We start from the raw sequence: 26,086 nt of genomic DNA on the forward strand, positions 1-26,086 counted from the left end.
CCTTTTCAATACAGCAGTTGCAAATCACTGCAGGCTTACGCCTGCGAATGATTAGAACGTGTGGCGAATACCAACAGCGAAGCCGGTGGAGGTGCCGCCCACCTTCTGGGTGTTGTTGCCAGCAGCGTCCGAGGGACCACCGCTGGATGCATCGCCAGCGAAGAATTGCGCATTGCTGTCGTTGGTAACGCGGCTGTACGAAGTGTACACGTTGGTACGCTTGGACAGCGGATAGGTGTAGCCGACAGCATATTGCTTAGCACCTTCGGCGCTGTTCGTCTTGTCGGTCTTCTTGATGTAGGAAGCCATGACGGTGCCACCAGCGACCGGTGCGGAAACGCCAGCCATCCAGTCACGGAAGTCTGCGCCACCTACGGTCGGGAAGTTTGCATCAGCTTTTTCCGATTCATATGCCAGGTGAGCCTTGACGACGCCGAGATCGTAGGTGCCGCCGATCAACCATACCTTGGCGCTGTTAGGCGATGCCGCATTGTCATTGGTGTTGCTATATGCCAAAACTGCAGCCACCGGGCCGTTCGCATAGTTTGCGGACAGAGCGTAGTTGCGGTTTTTGGAGGTATCACCAGCTTGTTCGCCGAAGCCATACAGAGCGGTGGCAGAGAGTCCGCTCATGTTCGGGGAGGTGTAAGTGATGGCGTTGTTGACGCGAACATCACCATTAGAGCCGCCAGCCATCAAGTTGGTGGAAGCGCCAGTCAGACCGGTACCAAACGGGTCGATGGAGTCCAGAGCGATGAACAGTGGGTTGTATTGACGACCCAGGTTAACTGCACCGAAGTTGCCGGAAAGACCGACAAAAGCTTGACGGCCAAAGAGTGCACCTTGGCGCTGGGTGCCGGTGTCAACGTTGAAGCCGTTTTCCAATTGAAAGTTTGCCTTCAGGCCACCGCCGAGGTCCTCGGTACCCTTGAAGCCCAAACGGTTACCCGACTGCACGCCAGAGGCCAGTTTCCATGCGGTACCAGCGACGTCGCCAGATTCACGAGCAATACCAGCGTCAACTACGCCATAAACGGTCACGTTGGTTTGTGCATTTGCTACGCCAGCAACAGCGCCCAGCACTGCGAGCGCGAGAAGCGATTTTTTCATTACAAAATCCCCAAAGGTGTCAGGTTAAAGTTGTTATTTCTGCAGTCAGGGCAGTGGTCATCCTTCCTGCTACTTCAGAAGGTTGGCTGCTGAAGCGCTTGATATTTCACCAAAGAAAGGATGGGAGAGCAAAGAAAAATTGCCTCTTTGAACAATAAAATCCTTATTTGTTGTCTGGTAACAACGCCTGTGCGATGCTTACCCACCCTCTGATTGCTGGGTCTTGAGAAGGATGCAACATTGGGAAAATTGCTATTCATGAAAAAAGGCACCCGAAGGTGCCTCTTTTAAACAGCTTTCATATCACTGCAGGCAAAAGCCTGCGTGCGATTAGAATGCGTGACGAACGCCGACGTTGAGCAGGCGGTCGCTCGTGCCAGCTTCTGCGGAGTTCAAGAGAACGCCTGCGTCGTTCTTGGTGTAAGCGAACGAGGTGTACAGGTTGGTGCGCTTGGACAGGTTGTGGGTGTAGCCGATTGCATATTGGTTCGACTTGTCATCGCTGGATTTGAAATCGTTACGAATCCACGAAGCCATGACGGTGCCTGCAGCGCCAACCGGTGCGGAAACGCCCAGCATCAGGTCACGATTCTTCACCTCGCCGCCGGTAACTTCCAGCTTGTTGTCTGCGTAAGCAGCGTGCGCTTTAGCAACGCCGAAGTCATAGGTTGCACCGATGAAGGCAGCTTTCAGCGTCTCGGCCGTCGTAGTGTTCAATCCATCTACGCCTGTCAGATCGAGGAATTGTGCCGAGGCAGTCCCATTCGGCAGCAGCGTGGCGTTATTCGACTTCTGATAAGCGAATTGCACATTCAACGGGCCGTTAGCATAGCCAAGAGCAACACCAATGTTACGGTTCTTGTTGTTATCGCCAGCTTGCTCGCCGAAGCTATAGTTCAGGCCAGCGTTGAAGCCGCTGTTGCTGATAGCGTAGCTGATGGTGTTGTCGGTGCGAGCCAGCGGATCTTGGCCGTACATGCCATAGCCGAATGCACGCTGTGCATTACCAGCCAAGCCGATGCCGAACGGATCAACTGCTGCTACAGCGTAGTACAGAGGGGTTTGTTGACGGCCAAGCTTGACTTCGCCAAAGGAGCCCTTCAGGCCGACCCATGCTTGGCGGCCGAACAGACGACCACCGAGGGAAGTCGACGCTTGGCCATCATCCACGGTGAAGCCGTTTTCCAGAGTGAAGATTGCGGACAGACCGCCACCGAGATCTTCGGTGCCTTTGAAGCCCAGACGGCTACCGGACTGTTGGCCGCTTTGCAGCTTCCAGGTCTTTCCTGCAGCACTGGCGCCATTGTCATACGCGACGCCTGCATCAACGATGCCGTAAACGGTCACGTTGGTTTGTGCATTTGCTACGCCTGCGAAGGCGCCCAGTACTGCGAGTGCGAGAAGCGATTTTTTCATTGAAAATCCCCAAAGGTATGTTTGAACTACGTTTTATTGTTTTCCCGGCCGGGCTATGAGTGCCAACCGCTTGCCGAAGGAAAGCTTCCTAACAGAATCACTAAGAAGCTAGTAGTTATTTCATCAAAGAATCGGGATGAAAGCAAAAGGAGTTTTTAGTTTTGGGGATCACAACGTGATATTTGTAGCTTTGTCGCAACGCATCATTACTAAAACCATATCAATTTGTCATCGATTTATAGAATGAACATGCCTCATGGAAAGAATTGGATACAGTTGGTAATGGCTATAGGCCTAAATATTTGGAATCTGAGATATCCGTTGTCCCAAGTAGTCCACGAAGGGAGCCGACGGCATATGAAAAGAAAAATGGCCCCACATTTCTGTAGGGCCATCTAAATTTTGGTGCAAGGCACTCCGATGTTATTCAAAGTAGCCTTTTCAGGTCATGCAACCCTGCGATTGCTTTCCATAGAAAGCAATCGCTTTTCCTGATTAGAACAGGTGGTTGATACCAGCGGAGAAGCCGGTCAGGTTCTTCGGTGCAGTGCCTGCGCTGACGCTGTAACGGCTGTTATCGATGTCAGCATAGAGGTTCGTGCGCTTGGACAGAGCGTAGGTGCCGCCAACGATGAACAGCTTGCGCTTGGTTTCCAATGCCGGTACTGCCGGCTGCGTGGTCTTGGTTTCGTAGTAGCCAGCGGTCAGAGCAGCTTCCGGAGTCAGGTTGTAGCTGCCGCCAACCCACCAGTTCTTGCCACGAGCTTCCGGGGCAGCGGTAACGCCGGTGTCTTGCTTGGAGTCAGAGTAGCCTGCAGCGACACGGAACGGGCCGGTAGCGTATGCGCCACCAACTGTCCAGCTCTTGTAGTCTTGATAGCTGACCGCAGGAGCGGTAGCCACGTTGTTCTTGCGGGTAGTGTATGCGCCGCCGACGGTAATCGGGCCTTCGGCATAGACCGCGCCTACTGCGTTGGTCGAAGCGTCGCTAAAGCCAGTAGCCTGTTCACCGAAAGCGTGCTCCGCATACACCGTTACCGGGCCAAACTTGCCGCTGTATTGAGCGTCGTTGTCCAAACGGGTGAGGGGGGCTGCGTACAGCGTGCCTACGCCACCAATGGGGTTGGCGGCAGTGCCTCCGATAACACCCAAGCCTGCCAGCGGAATGATGCTGACGTACTTGTAGCTGAACGGATCATAGGTGCCGACGACCTTGAAGTTGATGGAGTACTGGTGACCGAAATCCAGCGAGCCCCAGGAGCCGCCCAGACCGACGAAAGCGGAACGGTTGAACAGTGCGCCGTCTTGTACGCCGGTACCGGTGTTAAAGCCGGTTTCCAGGTTGAAGTGGGCATTCAGGCCGCCGCCGAGATCTTCGACACCTTTGAAGCCGATACGGTTGGAGTTGTATTGGCCGTTCGAGCTCATCGTCCACACGCCGCCATTTGCGCTGGCGGTATCAGCCACCGTGCGGTTTTGATGGCGAACGCCGCCGTCAAACGAGCCGTAGATAGTTACAGCCGATTGTGCTTGTGCTGCGCCTGCGAATGCGCCCAGAACTGCAAGTGCGAGAAGCGATTTTTTCATTAATTTATCTCCAAGGTTGGCGTGCTAAAATTTTTTTACTTGCCCTCAGCAAGGCCACTAGTGGTAACTCTCCTTGCTTTCACTTCCAAACCAGTTAGTAAAGAAGCTAATGGTGATTTCAACAAAAGAGGGCTAGTTGAGCAAAGAGAATTTTGCTTATACGCATGTTTTCCGGTGATTGTGTGGTTGATCAGCAACAGATGGTCTAGGGAAGCTAATCTAAAGCAATTTTTTTGATGCAAAAGAAGCAATGTTTTTGTGGGCAAGACGACCACAGCGGTCGCTATGGATGGTTTCGGGCCAAGCGCTCTGTTGGTGCGGCGCGATTGGTCTGCATATTTATTAAGCTGGTAGGAACAGGAATCTCAAGAAAATGGCGCGCTTCGACACGTTAATAGGCGAATTTGACAAAGCACTACGCGTAATCGCGGGGGTGGCCACGGCGTCGCGCGCCAATCCAGGTGTGGGCGAGCCGGATCATTTCTTGGCCGATGCAGACAAGCGGCATAGCGCCGGCTTGATGCGCGTAAATCATGTTGGCGAAGTGTGTGCGCAGGCGTTATACGACGCGCAAGGGCGATTTACGAAAAACGATGCTTTAAAGCAGCAATTCAAGCAAGCCGGGCGAGAGGAGGAGGATCATCTGGCGTGGACCGCCGAGCGCCTGCAGCAATTGGGATCGCGGCCGAGCTTGCTCAATCCGCTATGGTACGCAGGCGCTTATGCGCTTGGGGCGGTCGCGGCGCGCCTGGGCGATGCGCGCAGCCTGGGGTTTGTCGTTGAAACGGAGCGCCAGGTCGAGGCGCATCTGGCGAGCCACCTGACGCAGTTGCCTGTTCAGGACGGCAAGTCGCGCGCCATCGTCGAACAGATGCGTCTTGATGAAATCGAGCACGGCGCAAAGGCGCACGCAATGGGCGCAACCGATACGCCGCCACTGGTGCAAAAGGCGATGCAGGCAATGGCGAAAGTCATGACGACGACGGCGTACTATCTTTGATCGCCGGCGTCATTCATTTATTGCTCAGCATTTTCGTGCGCCCTCCTGTCGGAGCCAGCGTGCCGGTGCGCTCGGCGGTTGCAGGCTTATCCGCCGTGATAAGGATCGTCAGGGTTGAACGGGCGTTGTGAATACGGCTTGTTCTCGTCGGAGCTGCTCACGCCGCTTGTGCCGCTCATGCCGCTGGAACCCATGTGGGAGCAGCTGGACAGTAAGATTGCGCCGATCAAAATGGAAAGGAGTTTTTTCATGGCAGGCCTCTTTCGTGTTGTTATGAAAAGCGGCTCTTTCTGGGAGAGCTCATATCATTCAATATAGGCCTCCGATTTCGATATAAAACTCCCTGCCACGTGTGACGCATCGGATATTGAGGCATCTCAAAAAACGCCAAGGAATATTGATGGAGCTAATCTTTCTTTGATCTTGATTATGTCCTCGCCGCAAAGAAAAACCCCGCCAAATTGGGCGGGGTTCCTGCATCTACGAGTCGTGCGATTGCGTCGACGGCAAGCCGTCAGAAGCGATGCTGAATGCCGGCGATAAAGCCGGTCTGGCTGGAGCTGAAGCCGGTCACGCCGCCATCGGCCGTGGAGTCGCGTGTCAGGCCCACCGTCTGATTGTTCTTGGCCTTGGCATAGCCGGTGGTTGCGTAGAGGAAGGTGCGCTTGGACAGAGCGTATTTTGCGCGCAATACATATAGTGTCGGGTCTGCGTCCGTTCCCGATGCCACGTTCTTCACGTCTTGATAATACACGGCGCCCGTCAGCTCCAGGGCGGGCGTTGCCTTGTAGTTCACGCCGCCCCAGTAAGTGTCCGCGCGTACGTCGGCAGTATTGACGGCACCCGCGACCAACTTGTAGCTGCGATAGCCGCCCTTCACGTCGATACTGTCCGAAATCTTGTAACCGGCGCCAAGGTGCAAGGTGGTCGTTTCGTTTCTGTTGCCAGTCGCGGTGACCGTGTTGCCGTTGGCCTGGTCGTAAGTCGCGGCGACGCTGAGCGGACCGACGGCGTACCCGATGCCGAGTGCATATTTGCGGCTGTCGGCGTTGTTTCCTGCAACTTCTCCGAATCCGTACGATGCGCCGAACTTGATGCCGTTGAACTCACCCTGGTATTTGAGCATGTTGTCGAATGCAGTCGGCATGCCGTACTTGCTGGTGGCGGTGCCGTTGCCGGACGTCGCCCATGAGTAGCCCGGGGCGTAACCCATCGGATCAAACGGCAATATGAAGTCGTACGTCGTCGTGAAAGAGCGGCCAGCGACTACACTGCCGAAGGCGCCGGACAAGCCGACGTTGGCTTGGCGCTTGAACAGGGGGCCGTCGCCGGCGCCGGAATCGAGGAACATGCCGCCTTCCAGCTGGAACAGTGCCTTCAGCCCGCCGCCGAGATCCTCGGTGCCCTTGAAGCCGAAGCGGGAAGTGTTTTGTCCGCCGGAAGTCAGGCGCCACACGGAATCCTTGGCGGCATTCGCATTATTGGCGTATTCGACGCCGGCATCCATGATGCCGTAGATCGTGACGTTCGACTGTGCTTGTGCGGTACCGCCGATGGCGGCAAGCGCAGTCAGCGCGAGAAGCGATTTTTTCATTAATGTACTCTCCTGAATTGCAATGCAAAAGGCGAGGGCGCATCGAAAACATGTAATGTTTCGTGCTCCTGCGCCGGGATGCGCACCGGTTGCCCAATGGCAAATCAAGAGTAACAGTGCGAACCTTTCAATCCGCTTTCCAAGCCGTATAGATAGGCTTTACGACAACATTGGAAATGCGTTCGCGCGAGGATGCTGCGGAAGTAGCCGGATTGGCTAAATGAATGCCGGCGCAGGCGCATCTGTGGCGCCATGCCGGCTTTCAAAGGAGAGGGCTGCGGGATGGGCTGGCAGTTGCTCAGGCGGTGGTTGCTTCCGCCACGTCGTCCACGATCTCGAATGAATGGGTCAACTCGGCTGTTTTTTCCATCATGATCGAGGCGGAGCAGTATTTTTCATGCGATAGCTTGATGGCGCGCTCCACCATGCTGGGCTTCAGATTCCTGCCGCGTACGGTGAAGTGGAAGTGGATCTTCGTGAACACTTTCGGGTCCTTCTCGGCGCGTTCAGACTTGAGGGTGACGTCGCAGCCGCGAATATCCTGTTGACTCTTGCGCAGGATGAGGACCACATCGTATGCAGTGCAGCCTCCCGTACCGGCCAGAACCAGTTCCATCGGGCGCGGAGCAAGATCGCGTCCGCCGCCCTCGGGAGCCCCATCCATTGCCACGACATGGCCCGAACCCGTTTCAGCCAAAAATGTCATTCCGGACAATCCGGTCCACCGCACTGTGCATTCCATTGATTTCTCGATTCGTTCAGAAGGGGGAATATTTTAACTGGTTTGAAATTGATCGATCCGTCCAGCCTAATAACGCGCCAAATACCAATGAAAACGGCAGGTGATAGCCCAGCATTCATAATGCGAGAAAAAAACCACAATGTGAAATTAAATTAAGTATTTGAATTTAATAGAATTTTCCTCGTAATTGAGTGCTTGACAGGGCGCTCGCGAGGGATTTTTCTTGCGTTGCACAATAAATTCGCCTATACTTTAATTGCTGGTTGTTAACGCTTAGAGAGCGATGGCAACCGCCCGATTGTCTCCTCCACCCTCCTCCTTTGGTGTGGATTTAAACCCGAAGCCAAATCGCTTCGGGTTTTTTTTATCCCTATGGATTCGTGTGGCGTGGTATCCCATACTGCAGACTTGCACCGGGGGGTTTGACGTCAAATCCTTGAAAAGGCTATACTTTCAGGCTTTCCGTTCGCTCAGGAAAAGATAACAAGGCCGAGTCCGCTGATGTAAGGGGCGGAACCGCCAGCCAATTTGAGCGTTTATTTATTTAGGACATCATCATGAAGACCTTTTCCGCGAAAACCCATGAGGTTCAGCGTGAGTGGTTCGTGATTGACGCGACGGACAAAGTCCTCGGACGTGTTGCCAGCGAAGTGGCACTCCGACTGCGCGGCAAGCACAAGCCCGAGTTCACCCCGCACGTCGACACGGGCGACTTTATTGTCGTCATCAACGCAGGCAAGCTGCGCGTGACCGGCACCAAGGAACTGAACAAGATCTACTACCGTCACTCGACCTATCCGGGCGGTATCTACGAAACCAATTTCCAGAAAATGCAACAGCGTTTTCCGGGTCGCGCGCTGGAAAAGGCGGTCAAGGGCATGCTGCCCAAGGGCCCGCTCGGCTACGCGATGATTAAGAAGCTGAAAGTGTATGCCGATGGCAACCATCCGCACGCTGCTCAGCAACCCAAAGCACTCGAAATCTAAGGAGCGGACATGATCGGTAACTACAATTACGGAACCGGCCGCCGCAAGAGTGCAGTGGCTCGCGTGTTCATCAAGGCAGGCAGCGGCAACATCGTCGTCAACGGCAAACCGGCTGCGGAATACTTTTCGCGTGAAACCGGCCTGATGGTGATCCGTCAGCCGCTGGAACTGACCGGCAACGTCGAGCGTTTCGACATCATGGTCAACGTGCATGGCGGCGGCGAGTCTGGCCAGGCAGGTGCAGTCCGTCACGGCATTACCCGTGCACTGATCGACTACGATGCGGGCTTGAAGTCGGAGCTGTCGAAAGCCGGCTTCGTCACCCGTGACGCACGTGAAGTCGAACGTAAGAAAGTCGGCCTGCGCAAAGCACGCCGCGCAAAACAGTTCTCCAAGCGCTAATCTCGCGTTTTCAGAACATCGAAAAGCCGCCGGGTTTGCGCCTGGCGGCTTTTTGCTTTTCGTCCCGGCGGCATGGGAGCTGCCTGTTAAAATTTGCAAGTGTGATGTACGGTCTTTAGCAAGGAAAAAACATGATCAAAGTCGGTATCGTCGGCGGCACGGGTTACACGGGCGTGGAGTTGCTGCGTCTGTTGGCCGCTCATCCTCAAGTGCAACTTACCGCGATCACGTCGCGCAAAGAAGATGGCATGCCGGTCGCCGACATGTTTCCTTCCTTGCGCGGGCACGTGTCGCTGGCGTTTTCATCGCCGGAGAAGGCCGGGCTCAACGAGTGTGACGTCGTGTTTTTCGCGACCCCGCATGGCGTGGCGATGGCGCAGGCGCGCGAACTGCTTGCCGCCGGCGTGAAGGTGATCGACCTGGCTGCCGATTTCCGCTTGAAGGACACCGCCGAATTCGAGAAATGGTATGGCATGCCGCATTCCTGCCCGGATATCCTCGATGAGGCGGTGTATGGCCTGCCAGAGATCAATCGCGAGGCAATCAAGAAGGCTCGCCTCATCGGCCTGCCGGGATGCTATCCGACCTCGATGCAACTGGGCTTCGCGCCGTTGCTCGCGCAAGGCAAGCCGCTGGTCAACGAAGCGACGCTGATTGCCGACTGCAAGTCCGGCGTGTCGGGCGCCGGACGCAAGGCAGAAGTGCATACGCTGCTGGCGGAAGCCGCCGACAACTTCAAGGCTTACGGCGTGAAGGGCCATCGGCATCTGCCGGAAACGGTACAGGGGCTGCAGGCAATCGCCGGACGCAAAGTTGGCCTGACTTTCGTGCCGCATCTGGTACCGATGATTCGTGGCATTCACTCCACGCTGTATGCGAACATCGTGCCGGAAGCGCGCGATACCGATTTCCAGGCGTTGTACCAGAGCTACTTCGAAGGGGAAAAATTCGTCGACGTCATGCCGGCTGGCAGTCATCCGGAAACACGCTCGGTACGCGCATCGAACAAGTTGCGCATCGCGCTTCACCGCCCGGGTGGCGGCGACCTGCTGGTGATCCTGGTGGTCGAGGACAATCTGGTCAAAGGTGCGGCGGGGCAGGGCGTGCAGTGCATGAATATCATGTTCGGCCTTGATGAAACGACGGGATTGATGCACATTCCAGTATTGCCTTAAGGAATTACGCCACGGCCTGCTTATGTCGCATACCACTTCCCCATTCAACTCGATGAAGTTCAGGCTGTGGCGGCGACGCTTGTCGGTGTCGTCGCCGCGCATGGCCATCAAGTCGCAGTTGCCGTGGTCGGTGCGACTGCTCTTGGTGGTCATGATCGGCTTGGTAGGGGCGATGGCGATGTGGAGCTTCGATGCGGGGCTGGGGTTGCCGAGTCCGTATCCTGCCAACCTCAGGGAACAAATCTCCCGTTACAAGGAGCAGGTCGAACGCCTCACCGCCGAGCGGGACCAGTTTTCAACCACCGTCAATTCGGCGGAAAGCCAGCTCAATATCGAGCGCTCAGCGCAAAAGCAGCTCGCCGCCCAAGTGAGAACGCTGGAATCCGAGAATACCCGGCTCAAGGAAGATCTGGCTTTCTTTGAAAGCCTGCTGCCGACTGCCACCGGCCCCTTGGGGGTGTCGATCCGCCGCCTGAAGGTTGATCAGGTCGGGCCGAACCAATGGCGCTATCGCTTGCTCGTCATGCAAGGCGGGAAGGGCGAACACGAATTTATTGGCAATTTGCAACTTGTAGCGACGGTTCTGAAAGACGGTAAAAGTGCTATGATGACTTTTCCAGATGGGAATCCTACTGAGCAGGGCAAGTACAAGCTCAGCTTCAAGCATTATCAGCGTGTGGAAGGGGTGCTCACCCTGCCGGAAGGCGCTGTGACCAAAGTGGTCCAGGCACGCGTGCTCGAAAAAGGTCAAATACGGGCGCAACAATCAGCGAATTTGTGAAGGAGGGCCATTATGCTAGGCCGCAAAACCAAAGGCACGATTGATAGTCTCATCGGCATCTCGACCAATATTGAAGGCAATGTGAACTTCAAGGGGGGATTGCGCATAGATGGGACGGTCAAGGGCAACGTGATTGCCGATGCCAATGAGCCGAGCATGCTGGTGATTTCGGAGCATGCCAAGGTGGAAGGAGAGGTACGCGTCGCGCACTTGGTGGTGAATGGAGAGATCGTCGGCCCGGTCTATTCTTCCGAGCTGCTTGAATTACAGCCGAGAGCCCGCATAACTGGAGATGTATATTACAAGGCGCTGGAAATGCACGGAGGCGCCTTGGTCGCCGGCAAGCTTACGCATGATCAAGTCGGCGAGCCCGTGCTCAAACTGGCGCTGTCCAATACGTAATCGTCGTCAAACGTATATAATGAATGCATGTTTGCTTCGCAGGAGTCCTCAATGAATGCCGTCACCGAAATGCCTGAACCGATCATCTTCACCGACAGCGCCGCAGACAAGGTGGCGCAACTGATCGAAGAAGAAGGCAATCCCGATCTGAAACTGCGCGTGTTCGTGCAAGGCGGAGGCTGCTCCGGCTTCCAATACGGTTTCACCTTTGATGAAATCGTCAATGAAGACGACACAACGATGACCAAGAATGGCGTCCAGCTCTTGATCGATTCGATGAGCTACCAATACTTGGTCGGCGCGGAAATCGATTACAAGGACGATCTGGAAGGCGCGCAATTCGTGATCAAGAATCCGAATGCGTCAACCACCTGCGGCTGCGGTTCTTCATTCTCGGCCTGACTACCGCGTCATCGGCAGAAAAGCGCAGGCGTGCCCTGCGCTTTTTTATTTCTTGCTATTTCTTGCCTCAAATCAATTTACCCTGAGGCAATATCCGTACAATCTTCTTCCGGTTGGAAATTTTCCCGGAAGGTTGATGTCATGTCCCGTCGTCGCGCGTTGTTTGCCCTATTTGCTCCGATGCTTTTCACTGCCATGCATGCAGTGGCAGCCAGCCCGGCAACCGGGAAGGAAATTGGCAAGGCGCCACAGGATATGGATATCTGTTCCTCCAATGGGGCCGCCGAGCGCACCCGTCCTCTCCTGAATGAGTCCAAGGCGGTCTATTTCGTGAACTTGCGCGATGGTGACAAGGTTACCTCGCCTTTTCGCATTGCGTTTGGCCTGGTCGGCATGGGGATCGCTCCCGCCGGCGTGAATGTCGAGAATACCGGTCATCACCATTTGCTGATCGATCAGAAACTGACCAACGACATGCTGATCAAGCCGATTCCGTTTACCGAAAAATACCGGCATTTCGGCAAGGGCGAAACGGAAGCGACGCTCGAACTTCCGGTTGGAAAACACACCCTGCGTCTGCTGTTTGCCAATGCCTATCACCAGCCTTACTACGTGTCGAGCAAGGAAGTGACGATCGAAGTTCTGTCGAAAAACGGATTTGCGAAACCGTAGTCCCAGCAGCTTGGGCGTGCCGTTCCGCTTAAGCCGGATAAAGCGCGCCGAGAATTCGCAAGCCTTTTGCTCCCGTAACGCTGGGCAGGTTGCCAGCCTGGCGTTCGACATGGCGATGCGCGAGCCAGGCAAATGCCAGAGCCTCCACATGATTGGGCGCCACGCCTAAAGCGTCCGTCGACGCCACATGCGCCGAATGTCCTTGGCCGGCCAGCGCATGTTGCAGACGATGCATTAGATGCGCATTGTAGGCACCGCCGCCACACACATACACCGCCTGCGCGGCGCGGGCATGATCGGCAATGGCGGTGGCCAGTGTCACTGCCGTGAACTCCGTCAGCGTCGCCTGCACATCCTGTGCCGCAGCACTGGCAAATCCGCTTAGCTTGTTTTCCAGCCATGCCAGATGAAACAGGTCGCGGCCGGTGCTTTTCGGCGGCGCCAGCTTCAGGAAGGCTTCGTCGAGCAAGGTCTGCAGCAGTGCCGGGATGACACGCCCGCCGGCCGCCCAAGCGCCGCCGGCATCGAAAGACCCGCCAAGATGCCGGGCAATCCAGGCATCCATCAACACATTGCCCGGACCGGTGTCGAAGCCGATCACCTTTTGTCCATGATCGAGCACGCTGATATTGCTGATGCCGCCGATGTTGGCGACAACCCGGGTTTCGTCGGCAGTCCCGAAAATGGCTTGGTGAAATGCCGGAACCAGGGGCGCGCCCTGTCCGCCGGCGGCAATGTCCCGGCTGCGGAAATCGGCAATCACATCAATGCCGGATAACTCGGCCAACAGGGACGGGTTGTTGATCTGGCGCGTGTAGCCTGCTTCCGGCCGATGCCGGATGGTTTGGCCATGAGCGCCGACGGCGCAAATCGCGGCCGGGGCGATCCCGCTGTGCGCAGTCAGCTGCGCGACACAATCGGCATAGTGGCACGCGAGCAGATTGGCGGCCATCGCTTCGCGATGAATTTCATTGTCGGCCGGCGCTTGCAGCGCCATCAATTCCTCACGCAGTGGCGCAGGGAAGGGAATGTAGGCGGTGGCGACGGTGCTCACCGGCGTGTCGCTGCCGTCGGCCGGAAACTCCGCCAGGACGCCATCCACGCCGTCCAAGCTGGTGCCTGACATTAAACCGATGAAAAGCTTCGACATATGAACCGTTCAGGGGGGGGCTGGGGAATCCGTTGCAAAAAGACGAAGGGCGCATCGAAATGCGCCCTTCGGTCGTTAGGCTGCAATAGCCATCGATTGTACAAGCCCTTAAACGGTTTAGGGCTCGATCCTGCTACTTGGATGCCAGCTTGAGCTTGATGCCGTTTTCCTGGGGATTGAGCAGGGCAAAACGATGGCGCATGTCGTTTGCAACGGTGCGGAAACGTTGCAAATCCGCTCCGGCCAGCGGCTGGGCGTTCGGCACCTCAACCGTCATCGGGTCGCGTGGCTGGTTGTTGACGCGGAACTCGTAATGCAAGTGCGGGCCGGTGGTCCAACCTGTCATGCCGACGTAGCCGATCACCTCGCCCTGGTTGACCTTCGCACCTTTCTTCAAGCCGCTCGCAAAGCGGCTCATATGCGCATAGGCGGTCGAATAATTGTTCCAGTGCTTGATCACGACCACGTTGCCGTAACCGTTCTGGGTGCCCATGAAATCGATGGTGCCGTCCCCCGAGGCGCGTATCGGCGTGCCGACCGCTGCAGCGAAATCGACGCCCTGGTGCGCCTTCCAGCGTCCGGAAATCGGATGCACGCGCATCGAAAAGCCGGAAGAGATGCGCGAAAACTCGAGCGGGGACTTGAGGAAGGCCTTTTTCAGGGACTTGCCGTCGAACGAGTAATAGCCGCCGCCCTGCCGGCTGTTGGGCTCGTCGAACCAGACAGCCTGATAGGTATTGCCGGCATTGACGAATTCGCCCGCCAGCACGCGCCCGGCGCGCACGTATTCGCCGTTTTGCCAGAATGTCTCATAGACGACATTGAAGCGGTCGCCGCGGCGCAGGTCCGATGCAAAATCGATATTGGTGGCGAACATGTCCACCATCTGGTTCGCGACGGCATCGGGAATCTGGGCCGCATCGGTGGCGGCGTACAGCGACGACTTGATCTCGCCAGAATTCATTTCGATGCGGCGCTCGAGCGTCGCCGCCATTTCGGTGGCGGTGAAATGATCGCCATTGCGCGCGATGACGAGATTCCTGGCCGGGTTGCCGCTGCCATCGATCAGCGAGGTCGACAGGCGCAGAAGCGTGCCATCGTGAGCGGTTTGCGTCTGTACCCGGCGTCCGGCCTTCAATTGCAGCACGCTGCGCGCGATGCGATCGGATTTGATGAAGGCGGCGGCGGCGTCATCGTTGACCCCCAGGCGGGACAGGAGGGTAGCCAGCGTGTCGCCGGAACGGACTCTTTCTTCACGCACAAAGTACTGGTCGTCGGCCTGCAGCTTGGCGATCTGTTCGGACAGGTCGGGGATGGCCAATTCCTGCTTGATCGACTTGACCGGCAGGTCGGCCGGATCCGGCGCCATTGGAGCCACGCCTGCCGCTCCGAACGCGCACGCGGCCAAAAACAGGGCCGACGAAGAAATGATGCGCGTCTTGCGCGACGAACCGAAAAGTACTTTGATGCTCGAGCCCAGGCTCAGTAATTTGTCTGTAGGGAGCATGCAATAAGTTAGAATCTGCTGTTTTGACGGGCATCGCTGTCACAAAACGCATCGCAGGCCGTTTTTGGGCCGCGTAACGCGTTTTCCGGCAGCGCCGTAGAGCTTGTGCACGCACTGCATCTGGCGGTGCGATCCGGGCGATGGTGCTTGCCGAGGAATCTTTGGCGGCACTTCTTGTTCGAACCCGGACTCGGGAATACCGCCCACAAGCTCCGATTTTCACCTGCTATTGCTGCTTTTATTGTTGCATTGCAAGGTTGAAAATAAGCAGCGATTATACCAAACAGATGGTATGGATTTTTTTACTGGCGCATCTTAATTTTTCTCAGCTCATGGACGTCTCCCAAAACAAGAATACAGTGCAACCCGCCACCGCTTTGCCCCTTTCGGATGCGGTGCAGGAAGCGCTGGCAATCACCAAGCGCGGTATCGATGAACTCTTGATCGAAGCTGATTTCGTACAGAAACTGGCGCGCTCGGAAAAAACCGGCAAGCCTCTGCGCATCAAGCTCGGCTTGGACCCGACAGCGCCCGACCTGCACCTCGGGCATACGGTCGTGCTTAACAAAATGCGCCAATTGCAAAATCTGGGCCATACGGTCATCTTTCTGATTGGCGATTTCACCTCGATGATCGGCGACCCGTCCGGGCGCAACATTACCCGCCCGCCATTGACACGCGAGCAGATCGAGGAAAACGCCAAAACCTATTTTGCGCAGGCCAGCCTGGTGCTCGATCCCTCCCGTACTGAAATCCGCTACAACTCGGAATGGTGCGATCCGCTCGGCGCGCGCGGCATGATTCAGCTGTCGGCCAAGTACACCGTGGCGCGCATCCTGGAGCGCGAGGATTTCACCAAGCGCTTGAAGGCCGGCACGCCCATTTCGGTGCACGAGCTGCTGTACCCGCTGATGCAGGGCTACGATTCGGTGGCGCTGCAGTCGGACCTGGAACTGGGCGGCACAGATCAGAAGTTCAACCTGCTGGTGGGACGCGAGTTGCAGAAGGATTACGGCCAGGAGCCGCAGTGCATCCTGACCATGCCGCTGCTGGAAGGCCTCGATGGCGTGGAAAAGATGTCCAAGTCCAAGGGCAATTACGTCGGCATCACCGAGCCGGCCAACACCATGTTCGCCAAGTTGATGAGCATTTCCGACACCATGATGTGGCGTTACTACGACCTGCTGTCGTTCCGCTCGATCGCCGAGGTCGAGCAGTTCAAGCGCGAGGTCGAGGACGGACGCAATCCGCGCGACATCAAGGTCTTGCTGGCGCAGGAAATCGTCGAACGCTTCCATTCGCGCCAGGCGGCGCACGATGCGTTGGCCGACTTCAACAACCGCGCCAAGGGCGGCATCCCGGACGACATTCCGGAGGTGAGCCTGTCGGGCGCACCGTTGGGTATCGGCCAGTTGCTCAAACAGGCCAACCTGTGCGCGTCGACCTCGGAAGCGCTGCGCATGGTCGAGCAGGGCGGCGTGCGCATCGACGGCGCGACGATCAGCGACAAGGCGCTGAAGGTCGAGGCCGGCACGTTTGTGCTGCAGGTCGGCAAGCGCAAGTTCGCGCGCGTGACGCTGTCCTGATGATCGCGCTGATCCAGCGCGTGACGCACGCGAGTGTGGTTGTCGATGGCGCGGCCGTCGGTGCCATCGAGGCCGGCTTGATGGTGCTGCTCTGTGCCGAGCGCAACGACACGGAAAAAGAGGCCGATGCGCTCCTGGCCAAGCTGCTCTCCTATCGCGTGTTTGGCGATGACGCAGGCAAGATGAACCGCAGCGTGGCCGATGTCGGCGGTGCGCTGCTGCTGGTGCCGCAGTTCACGCTGGCGGCCGATACCCGCTCCGGCACGCGGCCTTCCTTCACGCCGGCAGCGTCGCCGGAAGACGGCAAGCGCCTGTTCGACTACTTTGTCGCAAGAGCCCGCGATAAACATCCTGCGGTCGAAACCGGCCAGTTCGGCGCCCACATGCAGGTGTCGTTGACCAACGATGGGCCGGTGACGTTCTGGCTGCAGATCAAGGCTGGAAACTGAGCGCCGCGATATGCTCGGCGCGTTGAATCACATCCTTAACCAGGCAAGGAGGCCAAGATGAAACTTTGGAGCGAGTCGTTCAAGGATGGCGATGCCATCCCCGGCGAATATGCATTCTGCGTGATCGATCCGGCATCACATGTTGCGATGTCATCCAACAGGAATCCGCATCTCGCCTGGAGCGATCTGCCAGCCGGCACCAAGTCGCTGGCGCTGATCTGCCATGACCGCGACGTGCCCTCGCGTGGTGACGACGTCAACCAGGAAGGCAAAAGCGTGCCGGCCGACTTGCCGCGCGTTGACTTTTTCCACTGGACGTTGATCGATCTGCCCGCCGACATGACGCCGATTGCGGCTGGCCAGTACTGCAATGAAGTGACGCTGCGCGGCAAGAGCGGCCCCGATATCGGCGGCAGCCAGCCAGGACGGCATGGACTCAACGATTACACCGGCTGGTTTGCCGGCGACGCCGACATGGCAGGCGACTATTTCGGCTACGACGGCCCGTGCCCGCCGTGGAATGACTCGATTCAGCATCATTATGTGTTCACGCTGTTTGCGCTCGATATCGAGCGCGTGCCGGTCGACGGAAAATTCACCGGCCAGCAGGTGCGCGACGCGATTCGCGGCCATGTGCTCGCCGAAGCCAATATCGTCGGCGCCTATACCCTGAACCCCGCGCTGGCCAAGGCCGGCCGCTAACCCCGAGGAAGTCCGAGTGACAGAAGTTTTATTGATCCGCCACGGCGAAACTGCGTGGAATGCCGTGAAACGCCTGCAAGGCCACCTCGATATCCCGCTCAATGCCACCGGCGAGCGGCAGGCTGCGGCGCTCGGACGCGCGCTGCTCGATGAGCCGCTGGACGCGGTGTTTTCCAGCGATTTGCAGCGCGCCTATCAAACCGCACAGGCGGTTGCGGCCCCGCGCGGCATGCAGGTGCTGGTCGATCGGGGATTGCGCGAGCGCTGCTACGGCGCCTTCGAAGGCATGATGTACGCCGACATCAGCCAGCGCTATCCGCAAGCCTATGCCGCCTGGCAGGCACGCGACATCGATGCGCGTATGCCGCAAGGCGAGCATGAGGCGGAGACCCTGCGCGAATTTTCCCAGCGCGTTATTCAAACCATCACGCGCATCGTCGAGCAGGGGCGCTATCGCAAGGTGGCGCTGGTCACGCATGGTGGTGTGCTCGAATGCGCCTACCGGGCGGCGCAAGGCGTCGGCTTTGCACATCCACGCGATTTCGATATTTTCAATGCCAGCGTCAATCGCCTGCAATGGTGTAAAGGCAGGTTGAAATTGGTGGAGTGGGGTGACGTTTCTCATCTGGAAAACCTCGATGAGTTGGCGCTCGATGAAATAGATCGATAGTAAATTGTAGAATTTATAAGATTGCCATTCCTTGTTTTCGGGGTGATGGCTTGAACGCATTGCAACACATTTTTGTAATGCAATTTGATGCCGGCGCCGGAGGGGATAAAATAGCGGTTTGTGCCTGCGCTGCCCCTTTCCCGTGAATATCGGCCCATATTCTCTCCGAAATAATGTATTCGTCGCTCCGATGGCTGGCGTGACGGATCGGCCTTTCCGCCAGTTATGCAAGCAGCTGGGCGCAGGCTATGCCGTGTCCGAAATGGCAGCATCCGATCCTCGCCTGTGGGCCAGCGAAAAGACGGCGCGCCGCATCAACCATGACGGCGAAATGGAACCGAAAGCGGTGCAGATCGCCGGTGCCAATCCGCAGATTCTCGCGAGTTGCGCGCAATTCAATGTCGAGCGCGGTGCGCAAATCATCGACATCAACATGGGCTGCCCGGTCAAGAAAGTGTGCAACAGCTGGTGCGGTTCCGCCTTGTTGCAGGACGAAAAGCTGGTTGGCGAAATTCTCGATGCGGTGGTGCGCTCGGTCGATGTGCCAGTCACGCTGAAGTTTCGTACCGGCTGGAATCGCGAGAACAGGAATGCCTTGACCATTGCCCGCATGGCCGAGGCCAGCGGCATCGCGATGCTGACCTTGCATGGACGCACCCGCGCCGACGGTTACGGCGGCGAGGCGGAATATGAGACCATTGCGGCCGTCAAGGCTGCCGTGTCGATCCCCGTAGTGGCCAATGGCGACATCACTTCGCCGGAAAAGGCGAAGCAGGTGCTGGCGACAACCGGCGCCGATGCCGTCATGATCGGCCGCGCTGCGCAGGGACGGCCGTGGATTTTCCGCGAGATCGACCATTTCTTGCGCACTGGAGAATATCTGCCGGCACCGACGGTGGCGGAAGTGCGCGCATTGATGAGCGAGCATTTGCAGGCACATTACGCGTTCTACGGCGAGTTCATGGGCTTGCGCACCGCGCGCAAACATATCGGCTGGTACGTGCGCGATCTGGCCGGCGGCGAGGAATTCCGTCAGCGCATGAACCGGCTGGAAAACTGCGAAGAGCAGCTCGCCGCCGTCGACGCGTTTTTCGAAACGCAATTGGCATTCGGCGAACGGTTACAATACGGCCGGGCCACGAATGGCTTGGTCACGAGCGGCCGGACCGAGCAAAGGCTGGCCGCTTGATTCATATAAAAAGTACAACACACTGCAATGAGTAAAGACAATATCCAGGACGTCGTCAGGAAAAGCCTTGAGAAATACTTCAGGGACTTGGGCGAGCAACAACCGTCGAACGTCTATGAAATGGTGGTTTTTACCGTTGAAAAGCCGATACTCGAAGCAGTGATGGCGCGCGCCGCCGGCAACCAGTCGCTTGCGGCCGACATGCTGGGAATTAACCGTAATACCTTGCGCAAGAAACTGCAGCAGCACGGCTTGCTGTGATCTATAACGCAAAAACAGTGCAGTGGCAGTGAGGCGCGGCCATCGCGGCACCGTTTTTTCGTTATTTATTACTTTCTGCCAGTCCATCATGATCAAACAAGCTCTCATTTCCGTTTCCGACAAAACGGGCGTGCTCGATTTCGCCAAGGCCCTGTCCGCAATGGGCGTCAACATCCTGTCGACCGGAGGCACCGCCAAACTGCTGGCGGACAATGGCGTCAAGGTGACCGAGGTGGCCGATTACACCGGCTTTCCGGAAATGCTCGACGGCCGCGTCAAGACGCTGCATCCGAAGGTGCATGGCGGCATTCTCGCGCGCCGCGACTTGCCCGAGCATGTGGCCGCTCTGGAAAAGCATGGCATTCCAACCATCGACATGGTGGTGGTGAACCTGTACCCGTTCCAGCAGACGGTGGCAAAAGACCAGTGCACGCTGGAAGACGCGATCGAGAACATCGACATCGGCGGCCCGACCATGCTGCGTTCGTCGGCCAAGAACCACAAGGATGTGGTGGTGGTGTGCGATCCGGCCGACTACGGCCGCGTGCTGGATGAAATGAAGGCGAACAATGGCGAGGTTGGCTACGACACCAAGTTCGCGCTGGCTAAGAAAGTATTCGCCCATACCGCGCAATACGACGGCGCGATCACCAATTACCTGACGTCGCTGGGCGAAGACAAGCAGCATGCGACCCGCAGCGCCTATCCGCAGACGCTGAACCTGCATTTCGAAAAAGTGCAGGAAATGCGCTACGGCGAAAACCCGCACCAGTCGGCGGCGTTCTATCGCGACCTCGCTCCGGTGGCCGGCGCGCTGGCGAATTACAAGCAGTTGCAGGGTAAGGAACTGTCCTACAACAACATCGCCGACGCTGACGCGGCTTGGGAATGCGTGAAGACCTTCGAGGAAAACGCCTGCGTGATCATCAAGCATGCGAACCCGTGCGGCGTGGCGGTCGGCGCCAATCCGCTGGAAGCGTACAGCAAAGCATTCCAGACCGATCCGACCTCGGCCTTCGGCGGCATCATTGCATTCAACCGTGAACTCGACGGCAAGGCCGCCGAAGCGGTGGCCAAGCAATTCGTCGAGGTGTTGATCGCACCGTCGTTCTCTGCCGAGGCGAAGCAGATTTTCGCGCCCAAGCAGAACGTGCGCCTGTTGGAAATTCCGCTGGCAAGCGCGGTCAACGCCTATGATTTCAAGCGCGTCGGAGGCGGCTTGCTGCTGCAATCGCCGGATGCGAAGAACGTCGCCGTGGCGGAACTGAAAGTGGTGACCAAGAAGCAGCCGACGCCGCAGCAGTTGCAGGACATGATGTTCGCCTGGCGCGTCGCCAAGTTCGTCAAGTCGAACGCGATCGTGTTCTGCGGAAACGGCATGACGCTCGGTGTCGGTGCCGGCCAGATGAGCCGCGTGGACTCGGCCCGCATCGCCTCGATCAAGGCGCAGAATGCCGGCCTGACCTTGGCGGGGTCCGCTGTGGCGTCGGACGCATTCTTCCCGTTCCGCGACGGTCTTGATGTGGTGGTCGACGCGGGAGCGACCTGCGTGATTCATCCGGGCGGGTCGATGCGCGATCAGGAAGTGATCGATGCAGCCGACGAGCGTGGCGTGGTCATGCTGTTTACCGGCACGCGCCATTTCCGTCATTAATTACGCAACATCGTCATCCCCGGTATCCCGGGGATGACTTCTTCAATGAAAATTCTCGGCATTGACCCCGGACTGCGCACCACCGGTTTTGGCGTGATCACCAAGCAGGGCAACAAGCTCGGCTATATTGCGTCAGGCACCATCAAGACGCCCGATGCCGACCTGCCGCAGCGGCTGAAAACCATTCTGGCCGGCGTCTCCGAAATCATCCGCACCTATTCGCCCGATTGCGCGGCGATCGAAAAGGTATTCGTCAATGTCAATCCGCAGTCGACGCTGCTGCTGGGGCAGGCGCGGGGCGCGGCGATTTGCGCGCTCGTCGGCGCCGACCTGGCGGTGGCGGAGTACACTGCGCTGCAAATCAAGCAGGCCGTTACCGGCCACGGCCGGGCGGCCAAGCAGCAGATACAGGATATGGTGCAGCGCCTGCTGATGTTGACCGGCACGCCCTCCACCGACGCGGCCGATGCGCTTGGCGTAGCGATTTGCCATGCGCACAGCGGCGAGGCGCTTACGACCCTGGGAGGCTTGGCGCCGGCGTTGACGAAGAAGGGCTTGCGGGTTCGGCGCGGCCGCTTGATCGGCTAGCAGTGCTTTTCCGCCTTGCGTGCGGCAATCTCGAAGCGGTTATGCCAGTAGGCGTCGCGCCCGCGCATGCCGGCCCATGCGCTGGATGCGAGATACGCGAATGGAAAGACGATGCCCCAGCGTTCCGCCTGCCGCACATGCGCCAGTTCATGCATCAGCACGCGCGAGGACAGCCCCTGGTGTTCGGCGATGATTACATGGCCAAGCGCCATGGCTGTCATGGCGCCGAAAGGGTGGCGGCTTAGCACGGCATCCGCGAACGGTCCACGCACCAGCAGCGCGGCAGTGCGACCGCGTACCAGTTGCGCATGGCCGCGCCATGCAAAGACGGGCAGGGCGAACAACAGTCCGGCCACGGTCAGCGGCAGTGCCCAGAGTATGCCCAGCAGCGTGCCGATCCAGGATAGCGGGCGGCGCAGATAGCGGTGATGGAAAAGCTTGCGAGGATGAAAAAAGCGCATTCGCTGGCTCGATAACGGTTGGAATCCGCGTTGCGCATGTTGTTGCTCGTTGCGCTGCCTGCCGGACGGGCCGAACGATCCGCTGCGCCCCGATCCATCGCGATCCGATTTGAAACCGCTTCTTAGATTTTCGCTCATCGGAAAAAATCCTTGCCAGGAAGTCGAACATGAATCCAGGAATGACGCCGGCAAGACACCGAGCCGGCTTGGCTGGCGCAACCCCCGCTGCAATGGGAGGAGGCGGTAATGTCCTGTATGATTCGCTTAATGTCCTAAGGTTTTTTCATTCATGATAGGTCGTCTTTCCGGAATACTCCTTGAGAAAAATCCGCCGCAATTGCTGGTCGATTGCAATGGTGTCGGTTATGAGGTTGATGTGCCGATGAGCACCTTCTACAACCTGCCCGGCATGGGGGAAAAGGTGGTGTTGCTCACGCATCTGGCGGTACGCGAAGACGCACACTTGCTGTACGGTTTCGGCACCGTCGAAGAGCGGAATGTGTTCAAGCAGCTGATCAAGATATCCGGTGTCGGCGCGCGTACGGCCTTGTCGATTTTGTCCGGCATGTCGGTGGCGGATTTGTCGCAGGCGATCACCTTGCAGGAAGCTGGCCGCCTGACCAAGATCCCCGGCATTGGCAAAAAGACGGCGGAGCGCCTGTTGCTGGAACTCAAGGGCAAGATCGGCGCTGATCTGGGCGCGGTGAGCGGCGTTGCCTATCACGACGCAACGTCCGATATCCTGAATGCCTTGCTGGCGCTCGGTTATTCCGACAAGGAAGCCATGCTTGCGTTGAAGCAAGTGCCGGCGGGCTCCGGCGTGTCGGACGGCATCAAGCTGGCGCTGAAGGCGCTGTCCAAGGCGTAAGAGGATTTCATGAGCATCCAGACCGACAATTTCACCGAACAGCGAATCATTTCCGCGACCCCGGCATCGAGCAACGAAGAAGCCATCGAGCGCGCGTTGCGTCCGAAACAGCTCGGCGAATACGTCGGACAGGAAAAAATTCACAGCCAACTGGAAATCTTCATCACTGCCGCACGCCAGCGCCGCGAGGCGCTGGATCACACGCTGCTGTTCGGACCGCCCGGGTTGGGCAAGACCACGCTGGCGCACATCATCGCGCGCGAGATGGGCGTCAATCTGCGGCAGACTTCCGGCCCGGTGCTCGAACGCGCCGGCGACTTGGCGGCGCTGCTGACCAACCTGGAGCCGAACGATGTCCTGTTCATCGACGAGATCCACCGCCTGTCGCCGGTGGTCGAGGAAATCCTGTATCCGGCGCTGGAAGACTATCAGATCGACATCATGATCGGCGAAGGCCCGGCCGCGCGTTCGGTGCGGCTCGACCTGCAGCCGTTTACGCTGGTCGGCGCGACCACGCGCGCCGGCATGCTCACCAATCCGCTACGCGACCGTTTCGGCATCGTGGCGCGGCTCGAGTTTTACACGCCGCAGGAACTGGCGCGCATCGTCACGCGTAGCGCCTCCCTCCTCAATGCGGCGATCGTCGACGATGGCGCGCTCGAAATCGCCAAGCGCAGCCGCGGCACGCCGCGTATCGCCAACCGCCTGTTGCGGCGCGTGCGCGACTATGCGGAAGTCAAGGGCAACGGGAAAATCACCAAGGACATGGCCGATGCGGCGCTGAAGATGCTCGATGTCGACCCGGTCGGCTTCGACGTCATGGACCGCAAGCTGCTGGAAGCCGTTCTGTTCAAGTTCAACGGCGGCCCGGTCGGGCTCGACAACCTGGCGGCGGCCATCGGCGAAGAGCGCGACACCATCGAGGATGTGCTGGAGCCGTATCTGATTCAGCAGGGGTTCTTGCAGCGCACGCCGCGCGGGCGTATTGCTACGCCGACCGCCTATGCCCACTTCGGTGTCACCGCTCCGCGTGGCGGCTTGTCTGGCGACCTGTGGGAGCAGTCCTAGCGGCCGGGAATGATTTCAGAATGGAAAGATGTCAGGGGATTGCATTTTTGACATCAGTAGAAATACTGTGCCCGGAGCAAGATGTTAGAAATCCGAGAACATCGACTTATAATCAATTTTTTGGCACGGTCGCACTTTTCTTTTTTAAGGAAGCACCAATCTGTCGTGTGGCCGTCTGCGTACGAATGGATTAGCCGCTCGAAACGTCGCCTACTACATATCTTTTCCATCGAGTCCCGTCATGCTCATGTCCACGCAAGCTAATCGCTATGCGCTTCAGCTACTCGATGCACGCGCGCAGGCAGAGATGATTCCGCGATTGTCCAGCCAGGTGCCGATGACGATCGGAGATAGTTACGACGTAGCGAAGTGCATCATGGATATCCGTATCGCTCAGGGTGAAACCATGGTGGGCCGCAAGATCGGTTTTTCCAACCGCAAGATCTGGTCCAGATATGGCGTGGCGGAACCGGTCCGGGCCCCGATCTGGACACCGCTGTTCGATTCGACCGTACGATTTGCGGAGGAAAATCGCGGTATCCAAAGCCTGCTTGGCGCATTGCAGCCACGGATTGGGCCGGAAGTCGTATTCAAGCTGAACCGCACGCCCGCGCCGGACGCGACCATCGAGCAACTGGCCGAGTGCATCGAATGGATGGCGCATGCCTTCGAGATCGTAGTATGCCCTTTCCCGGATTGGAAGTTCGAGGTCAGCGATTCCATTGCCGCCTTCGGCTTGCATGGCTCGTTGATTGTCGGCGAGCCCAAGGTGCTGTCGGCTGCCAGCCGCCGCAATCTCGGCGAGGTGCTATCGCACGCCAGCCTGTCGTTGTCTTGCGGGGATGAACTGCGTTCCGCCGGCTTTGGCAGCGACGTGCTGGGCAGCCCCTTGCACGCCGTGTGGCATTTGCATCAGTTGCTCAAGATGCAGCCGGAATTTCCCTTGTTAAAGGAAGGCGAAATCATTACTACCGGTACCTGGACCGACGTCTGCCCGATCAAGCCTGGAGAAACCTGGACATCGGCCTTCTCGGGAGTGAGCTTGCCGGGGCTGACCATTTCATTCATTTAAGCTGAGCCGGCCCGTCTGCGCTTCTCCATGAAAGCGGAAACGGTATCGTGGAAATGAAAAAGGCGCCAGCGGCGCCTTTTTTTCGGAAGGGGCGGGACTTAGTCCACGCGTTCCCAGGTCTGGGTGCGTCCCAGCATCGGTACGCCGATGTAGCCACGCACGTCGAGCTTCTTGCCGCCGCCAGCGACGGACATCTTGCTCTTGTACGATTTGCCATTCTTCGGGTCGACGATCTGGCCGCCGTTGTATTCGTTGCCGTCCTTCTTCATGCCGGTCAGGATGGTCATGCCGACGATCGGCTGGTCTTTCAACGGGCCTTCGCATTTTTCGCATTTCGGGTTCGGATCTTCGCCGGGCTCGCGGAACAGTTTTTCGATCGTGCCGCGCAGTTCGCCGTTGACTTCGCTGATGCGGATCAGGGATTTCGGCTTGCCCGACTCATCGTCGATGGTCTTCCACACGCCGACCGGCGAGCTCGTCTGAGCCCATGCGGCGAGCGAGCTGAGCGAGAGCGTGACCGCTCCCAAAGTCAGGGCTAATCGTTTTGTAATCATGGTTTTTTCCTTGTCTCCAGGGGTCATATAGCCTGCCG

The 26,086-nt window shown here is 57.9% G+C and carries 29 protein-coding genes; 19 read left to right on the top strand and 10 right to left on the bottom strand.

The window, feature by feature from the left end; all coding sequences use genetic code 11:
- Positions 1–51 precede the first annotated feature (51 nt).
- The 3 genes from FAY22_RS21440 to FAY22_RS21450 all read right to left on the bottom strand — a co-directional run bounded on the left by FAY22_RS21440 (position 52) and on the right by FAY22_RS21450 (position 4,113).
- On the bottom strand, positions 52–1,110 hold the full coding sequence (locus tag FAY22_RS21440) for a porin (RefSeq protein WP_146332913.1): 1,059 nt from the start codon (positions 1,108–1,110) through the stop codon (positions 52–54).
- 330 nt (positions 1,111–1,440) lie between these two features.
- Positions 1,441–2,526, bottom strand: a complete 1,086-nt coding sequence (locus FAY22_RS21445) for a porin (protein WP_146332915.1) — start codon at positions 2,524–2,526, stop codon at positions 1,441–1,443.
- Positions 2,527–3,021: 495 nt separating this feature from the next.
- Positions 3,022–4,113 carry a porin gene (locus FAY22_RS21450; RefSeq protein ID WP_146332917.1) on the bottom strand — a complete coding sequence of 364 codons (1,092 nt, stop codon included), beginning with the start codon at positions 4,111–4,113 and terminating at the stop codon, positions 3,022–3,024.
- A 373-nt stretch (positions 4,114–4,486) separates the two neighbouring features.
- Between FAY22_RS21450 and coq7 the strand changes: the two genes are divergently transcribed.
- Entirely contained in the window at positions 4,487–5,113 is a 627-nt protein-coding gene (gene coq7, locus FAY22_RS21455; RefSeq protein ID WP_146332919.1) for a 2-polyprenyl-3-methyl-6-methoxy-1,4-benzoquinone monooxygenase, read from the top strand.
- An 86-nt stretch (positions 5,114–5,199) separates the two neighbouring features.
- Here the strand turns inward: coq7 and FAY22_RS22085 are convergent, their stop codons facing one another.
- The 3 genes from FAY22_RS22085 to FAY22_RS21465 form a co-directional block, all read right to left on the bottom strand.
- Complete coding sequence (locus FAY22_RS22085) at positions 5,200–5,364, bottom strand: hypothetical protein (RefSeq protein WP_168204911.1); 165 nt, start codon at positions 5,362–5,364, stop codon at positions 5,200–5,202.
- 263 nt (positions 5,365–5,627) lie between these two features.
- Positions 5,628–6,707 (bottom strand): porin, encoded by a 1,080-nt coding sequence (locus FAY22_RS21460; RefSeq protein ID WP_146332920.1) that lies wholly within the window; start codon positions 6,705–6,707, stop codon positions 5,628–5,630.
- 298 nt (positions 6,708–7,005) lie between these two features.
- Positions 7,006–7,449, bottom strand: a complete 444-nt coding sequence (locus tag FAY22_RS21465) for an OsmC family protein (protein WP_146332922.1) — start codon at positions 7,447–7,449, stop codon at positions 7,006–7,008.
- A gap of 557 nt (positions 7,450–8,006) precedes the next feature.
- On the opposite strand from FAY22_RS21465, the gene rplM reads away from it, so the two are divergent.
- The 7 genes from rplM to FAY22_RS22090 all read left to right on the top strand — a co-directional run bounded on the left by rplM (position 8,007) and on the right by FAY22_RS22090 (position 12,269).
- Positions 8,007–8,435 carry a 50S ribosomal protein L13 gene (rplM, locus tag FAY22_RS21470; RefSeq protein ID WP_146332924.1) on the top strand — a complete coding sequence of 143 codons (429 nt, stop codon included), beginning with the start codon at positions 8,007–8,009 and terminating at the stop codon, positions 8,433–8,435.
- A 9-nt stretch (positions 8,436–8,444) separates the two neighbouring features.
- Positions 8,445–8,837, top strand: a complete 393-nt coding sequence (gene rpsI, locus FAY22_RS21475; RefSeq protein WP_146332926.1) for a 30S ribosomal protein S9 — start codon at positions 8,445–8,447, stop codon at positions 8,835–8,837.
- Positions 8,838–8,968: 131 nt separating this feature from the next.
- A complete protein-coding gene (gene argC, locus FAY22_RS21480; RefSeq protein ID WP_146332928.1) occupies positions 8,969–10,012 on the top strand; it encodes an N-acetyl-gamma-glutamyl-phosphate reductase in 1,044 nt (347 codons plus the stop codon).
- A 52-nt stretch (positions 10,013–10,064) separates the two neighbouring features.
- Positions 10,065–10,793: a DUF6776 family protein gene (locus FAY22_RS21485; protein WP_246860600.1), complete on the top strand. Its 729-nt coding sequence runs from the start codon at positions 10,065–10,067 to the stop codon at positions 10,791–10,793.
- A 12-nt stretch (positions 10,794–10,805) separates the two neighbouring features.
- Entirely contained in the window at positions 10,806–11,195 is a 390-nt protein-coding gene (locus FAY22_RS21490) for a polymer-forming cytoskeletal protein (protein ID WP_146332930.1), read from the top strand.
- A gap of 51 nt (positions 11,196–11,246) precedes the next feature.
- Entirely contained in the window at positions 11,247–11,597 is a 351-nt protein-coding gene (gene erpA / locus FAY22_RS21495; RefSeq protein WP_040039999.1) for an iron-sulfur cluster insertion protein ErpA, read from the top strand.
- A 255-nt stretch (positions 11,598–11,852) separates the two neighbouring features.
- A complete protein-coding gene (locus FAY22_RS22090; RefSeq protein ID WP_168204912.1) occupies positions 11,853–12,269 on the top strand; it encodes a DUF4399 domain-containing protein in 417 nt (138 codons plus the stop codon).
- 28 nt (positions 12,270–12,297) lie between these two features.
- Here the strand turns inward: FAY22_RS22090 and FAY22_RS21505 are convergent, their stop codons facing one another.
- Positions 12,298–13,395 (bottom strand): anhydro-N-acetylmuramic acid kinase, encoded by a 1,098-nt coding sequence (locus FAY22_RS21505; protein ID WP_246860601.1) that lies wholly within the window; start codon positions 13,393–13,395, stop codon positions 12,298–12,300.
- Positions 13,396–13,552: 157 nt separating this feature from the next.
- On the bottom strand, positions 13,553–14,926 hold the full coding sequence (locus FAY22_RS21510) for a M23 family metallopeptidase (RefSeq protein ID WP_146332935.1): 1,374 nt from the start codon (positions 14,924–14,926) through the stop codon (positions 13,553–13,555).
- Positions 14,927–15,285: 359 nt separating this feature from the next.
- Here FAY22_RS21510 and tyrS point away from each other — a divergent pair, with 359 nt between their 5' ends.
- The 8 genes from tyrS to ruvC all read left to right on the top strand — a co-directional run bounded on the left by tyrS (position 15,286) and on the right by ruvC (position 22,025).
- The gene (gene tyrS / locus FAY22_RS21515) at positions 15,286–16,512 is read left to right on the top strand and encodes a tyrosine--tRNA ligase (protein WP_371417325.1); all 1,227 of its coding nucleotides are present in this window, start codon (positions 15,286–15,288) and stop codon (positions 16,510–16,512) included.
- A complete protein-coding gene (dtd, locus tag FAY22_RS21520; RefSeq protein ID WP_146332939.1) occupies positions 16,512–16,961 on the top strand; it encodes a D-aminoacyl-tRNA deacylase in 450 nt (149 codons plus the stop codon). The genes tyrS and dtd overlap by 1 nt, the downstream gene beginning before the upstream one ends.
- 57 nt (positions 16,962–17,018) lie before the next feature.
- Positions 17,019–17,663: a YbhB/YbcL family Raf kinase inhibitor-like protein gene (locus FAY22_RS21525; RefSeq protein WP_146332942.1), complete on the top strand. Its 645-nt coding sequence runs from the start codon at positions 17,019–17,021 to the stop codon at positions 17,661–17,663.
- Between the two features lie 16 nt (positions 17,664–17,679).
- On the top strand, positions 17,680–18,333 hold the full coding sequence (locus tag FAY22_RS21530; RefSeq protein ID WP_146332944.1) for a histidine phosphatase family protein: 654 nt from the start codon (positions 17,680–17,682) through the stop codon (positions 18,331–18,333).
- 142 nt (positions 18,334–18,475) lie between these two features.
- The gene (gene dusB / locus FAY22_RS21535) at positions 18,476–19,522 is read left to right on the top strand and encodes a tRNA dihydrouridine synthase DusB (protein ID WP_146332946.1); all 1,047 of its coding nucleotides are present in this window, start codon (positions 18,476–18,478) and stop codon (positions 19,520–19,522) included.
- A gap of 27 nt (positions 19,523–19,549) precedes the next feature.
- On the top strand, positions 19,550–19,783 hold the full coding sequence (locus FAY22_RS21540) for a Fis family transcriptional regulator (protein WP_146332948.1): 234 nt from the start codon (positions 19,550–19,552) through the stop codon (positions 19,781–19,783).
- Positions 19,784–19,871: 88 nt separating this feature from the next.
- Positions 19,872–21,437, top strand: a complete 1,566-nt coding sequence (gene purH / locus FAY22_RS21545) for a bifunctional phosphoribosylaminoimidazolecarboxamide formyltransferase/IMP cyclohydrolase (protein ID WP_146332950.1) — start codon at positions 19,872–19,874, stop codon at positions 21,435–21,437.
- Positions 21,438–21,482: 45 nt separating this feature from the next.
- A complete protein-coding gene (ruvC, locus tag FAY22_RS21550; RefSeq protein WP_146332952.1) occupies positions 21,483–22,025 on the top strand; it encodes a crossover junction endodeoxyribonuclease RuvC in 543 nt (180 codons plus the stop codon).
- Here ruvC and FAY22_RS21555 read toward each other — a convergent pair.
- Entirely contained in the window at positions 22,022–22,486 is a 465-nt protein-coding gene (locus tag FAY22_RS21555; protein ID WP_146332953.1) for a hypothetical protein, read from the bottom strand. The two genes, ruvC and FAY22_RS21555, sit on opposite strands and share 4 nt — an antisense overlap.
- A gap of 289 nt (positions 22,487–22,775) precedes the next feature.
- On the opposite strand from FAY22_RS21555, the gene ruvA reads away from it, so the two are divergent.
- From ruvA to FAY22_RS21570, 3 genes are all read left to right on the top strand, one after another.
- Positions 22,776–23,354, top strand: coding sequence for a Holliday junction branch migration protein RuvA (gene ruvA / locus FAY22_RS21560; RefSeq protein ID WP_146332955.1), 579 nt, complete (start codon positions 22,776–22,778; stop codon positions 23,352–23,354).
- Positions 23,355–23,363: 9 nt separating this feature from the next.
- Positions 23,364–24,422 carry a Holliday junction branch migration DNA helicase RuvB gene (ruvB, locus tag FAY22_RS21565; protein WP_146332957.1) on the top strand — a complete coding sequence of 353 codons (1,059 nt, stop codon included), beginning with the start codon at positions 23,364–23,366 and terminating at the stop codon, positions 24,420–24,422.
- A 241-nt stretch (positions 24,423–24,663) separates the two neighbouring features.
- A complete protein-coding gene (locus FAY22_RS21570) occupies positions 24,664–25,494 on the top strand; it encodes a 2-keto-4-pentenoate hydratase (RefSeq protein WP_168204913.1) in 831 nt (276 codons plus the stop codon).
- A 98-nt stretch (positions 25,495–25,592) separates the two neighbouring features.
- On the opposite strand, the gene FAY22_RS21575 is transcribed toward FAY22_RS21570, so the two are convergent.
- A complete protein-coding gene (locus FAY22_RS21575; RefSeq protein WP_146332959.1) occupies positions 25,593–26,048 on the bottom strand; it encodes a DUF2147 domain-containing protein in 456 nt (151 codons plus the stop codon).
- Positions 26,049–26,086 lie beyond the last annotated feature (38 nt).

Source organism: Noviherbaspirillum sp. UKPF54, assembly GCF_007874125.1.
Classification (GTDB): Bacteria; Pseudomonadota; Gammaproteobacteria; order Burkholderiales; family Burkholderiaceae_D; genus Noviherbaspirillum.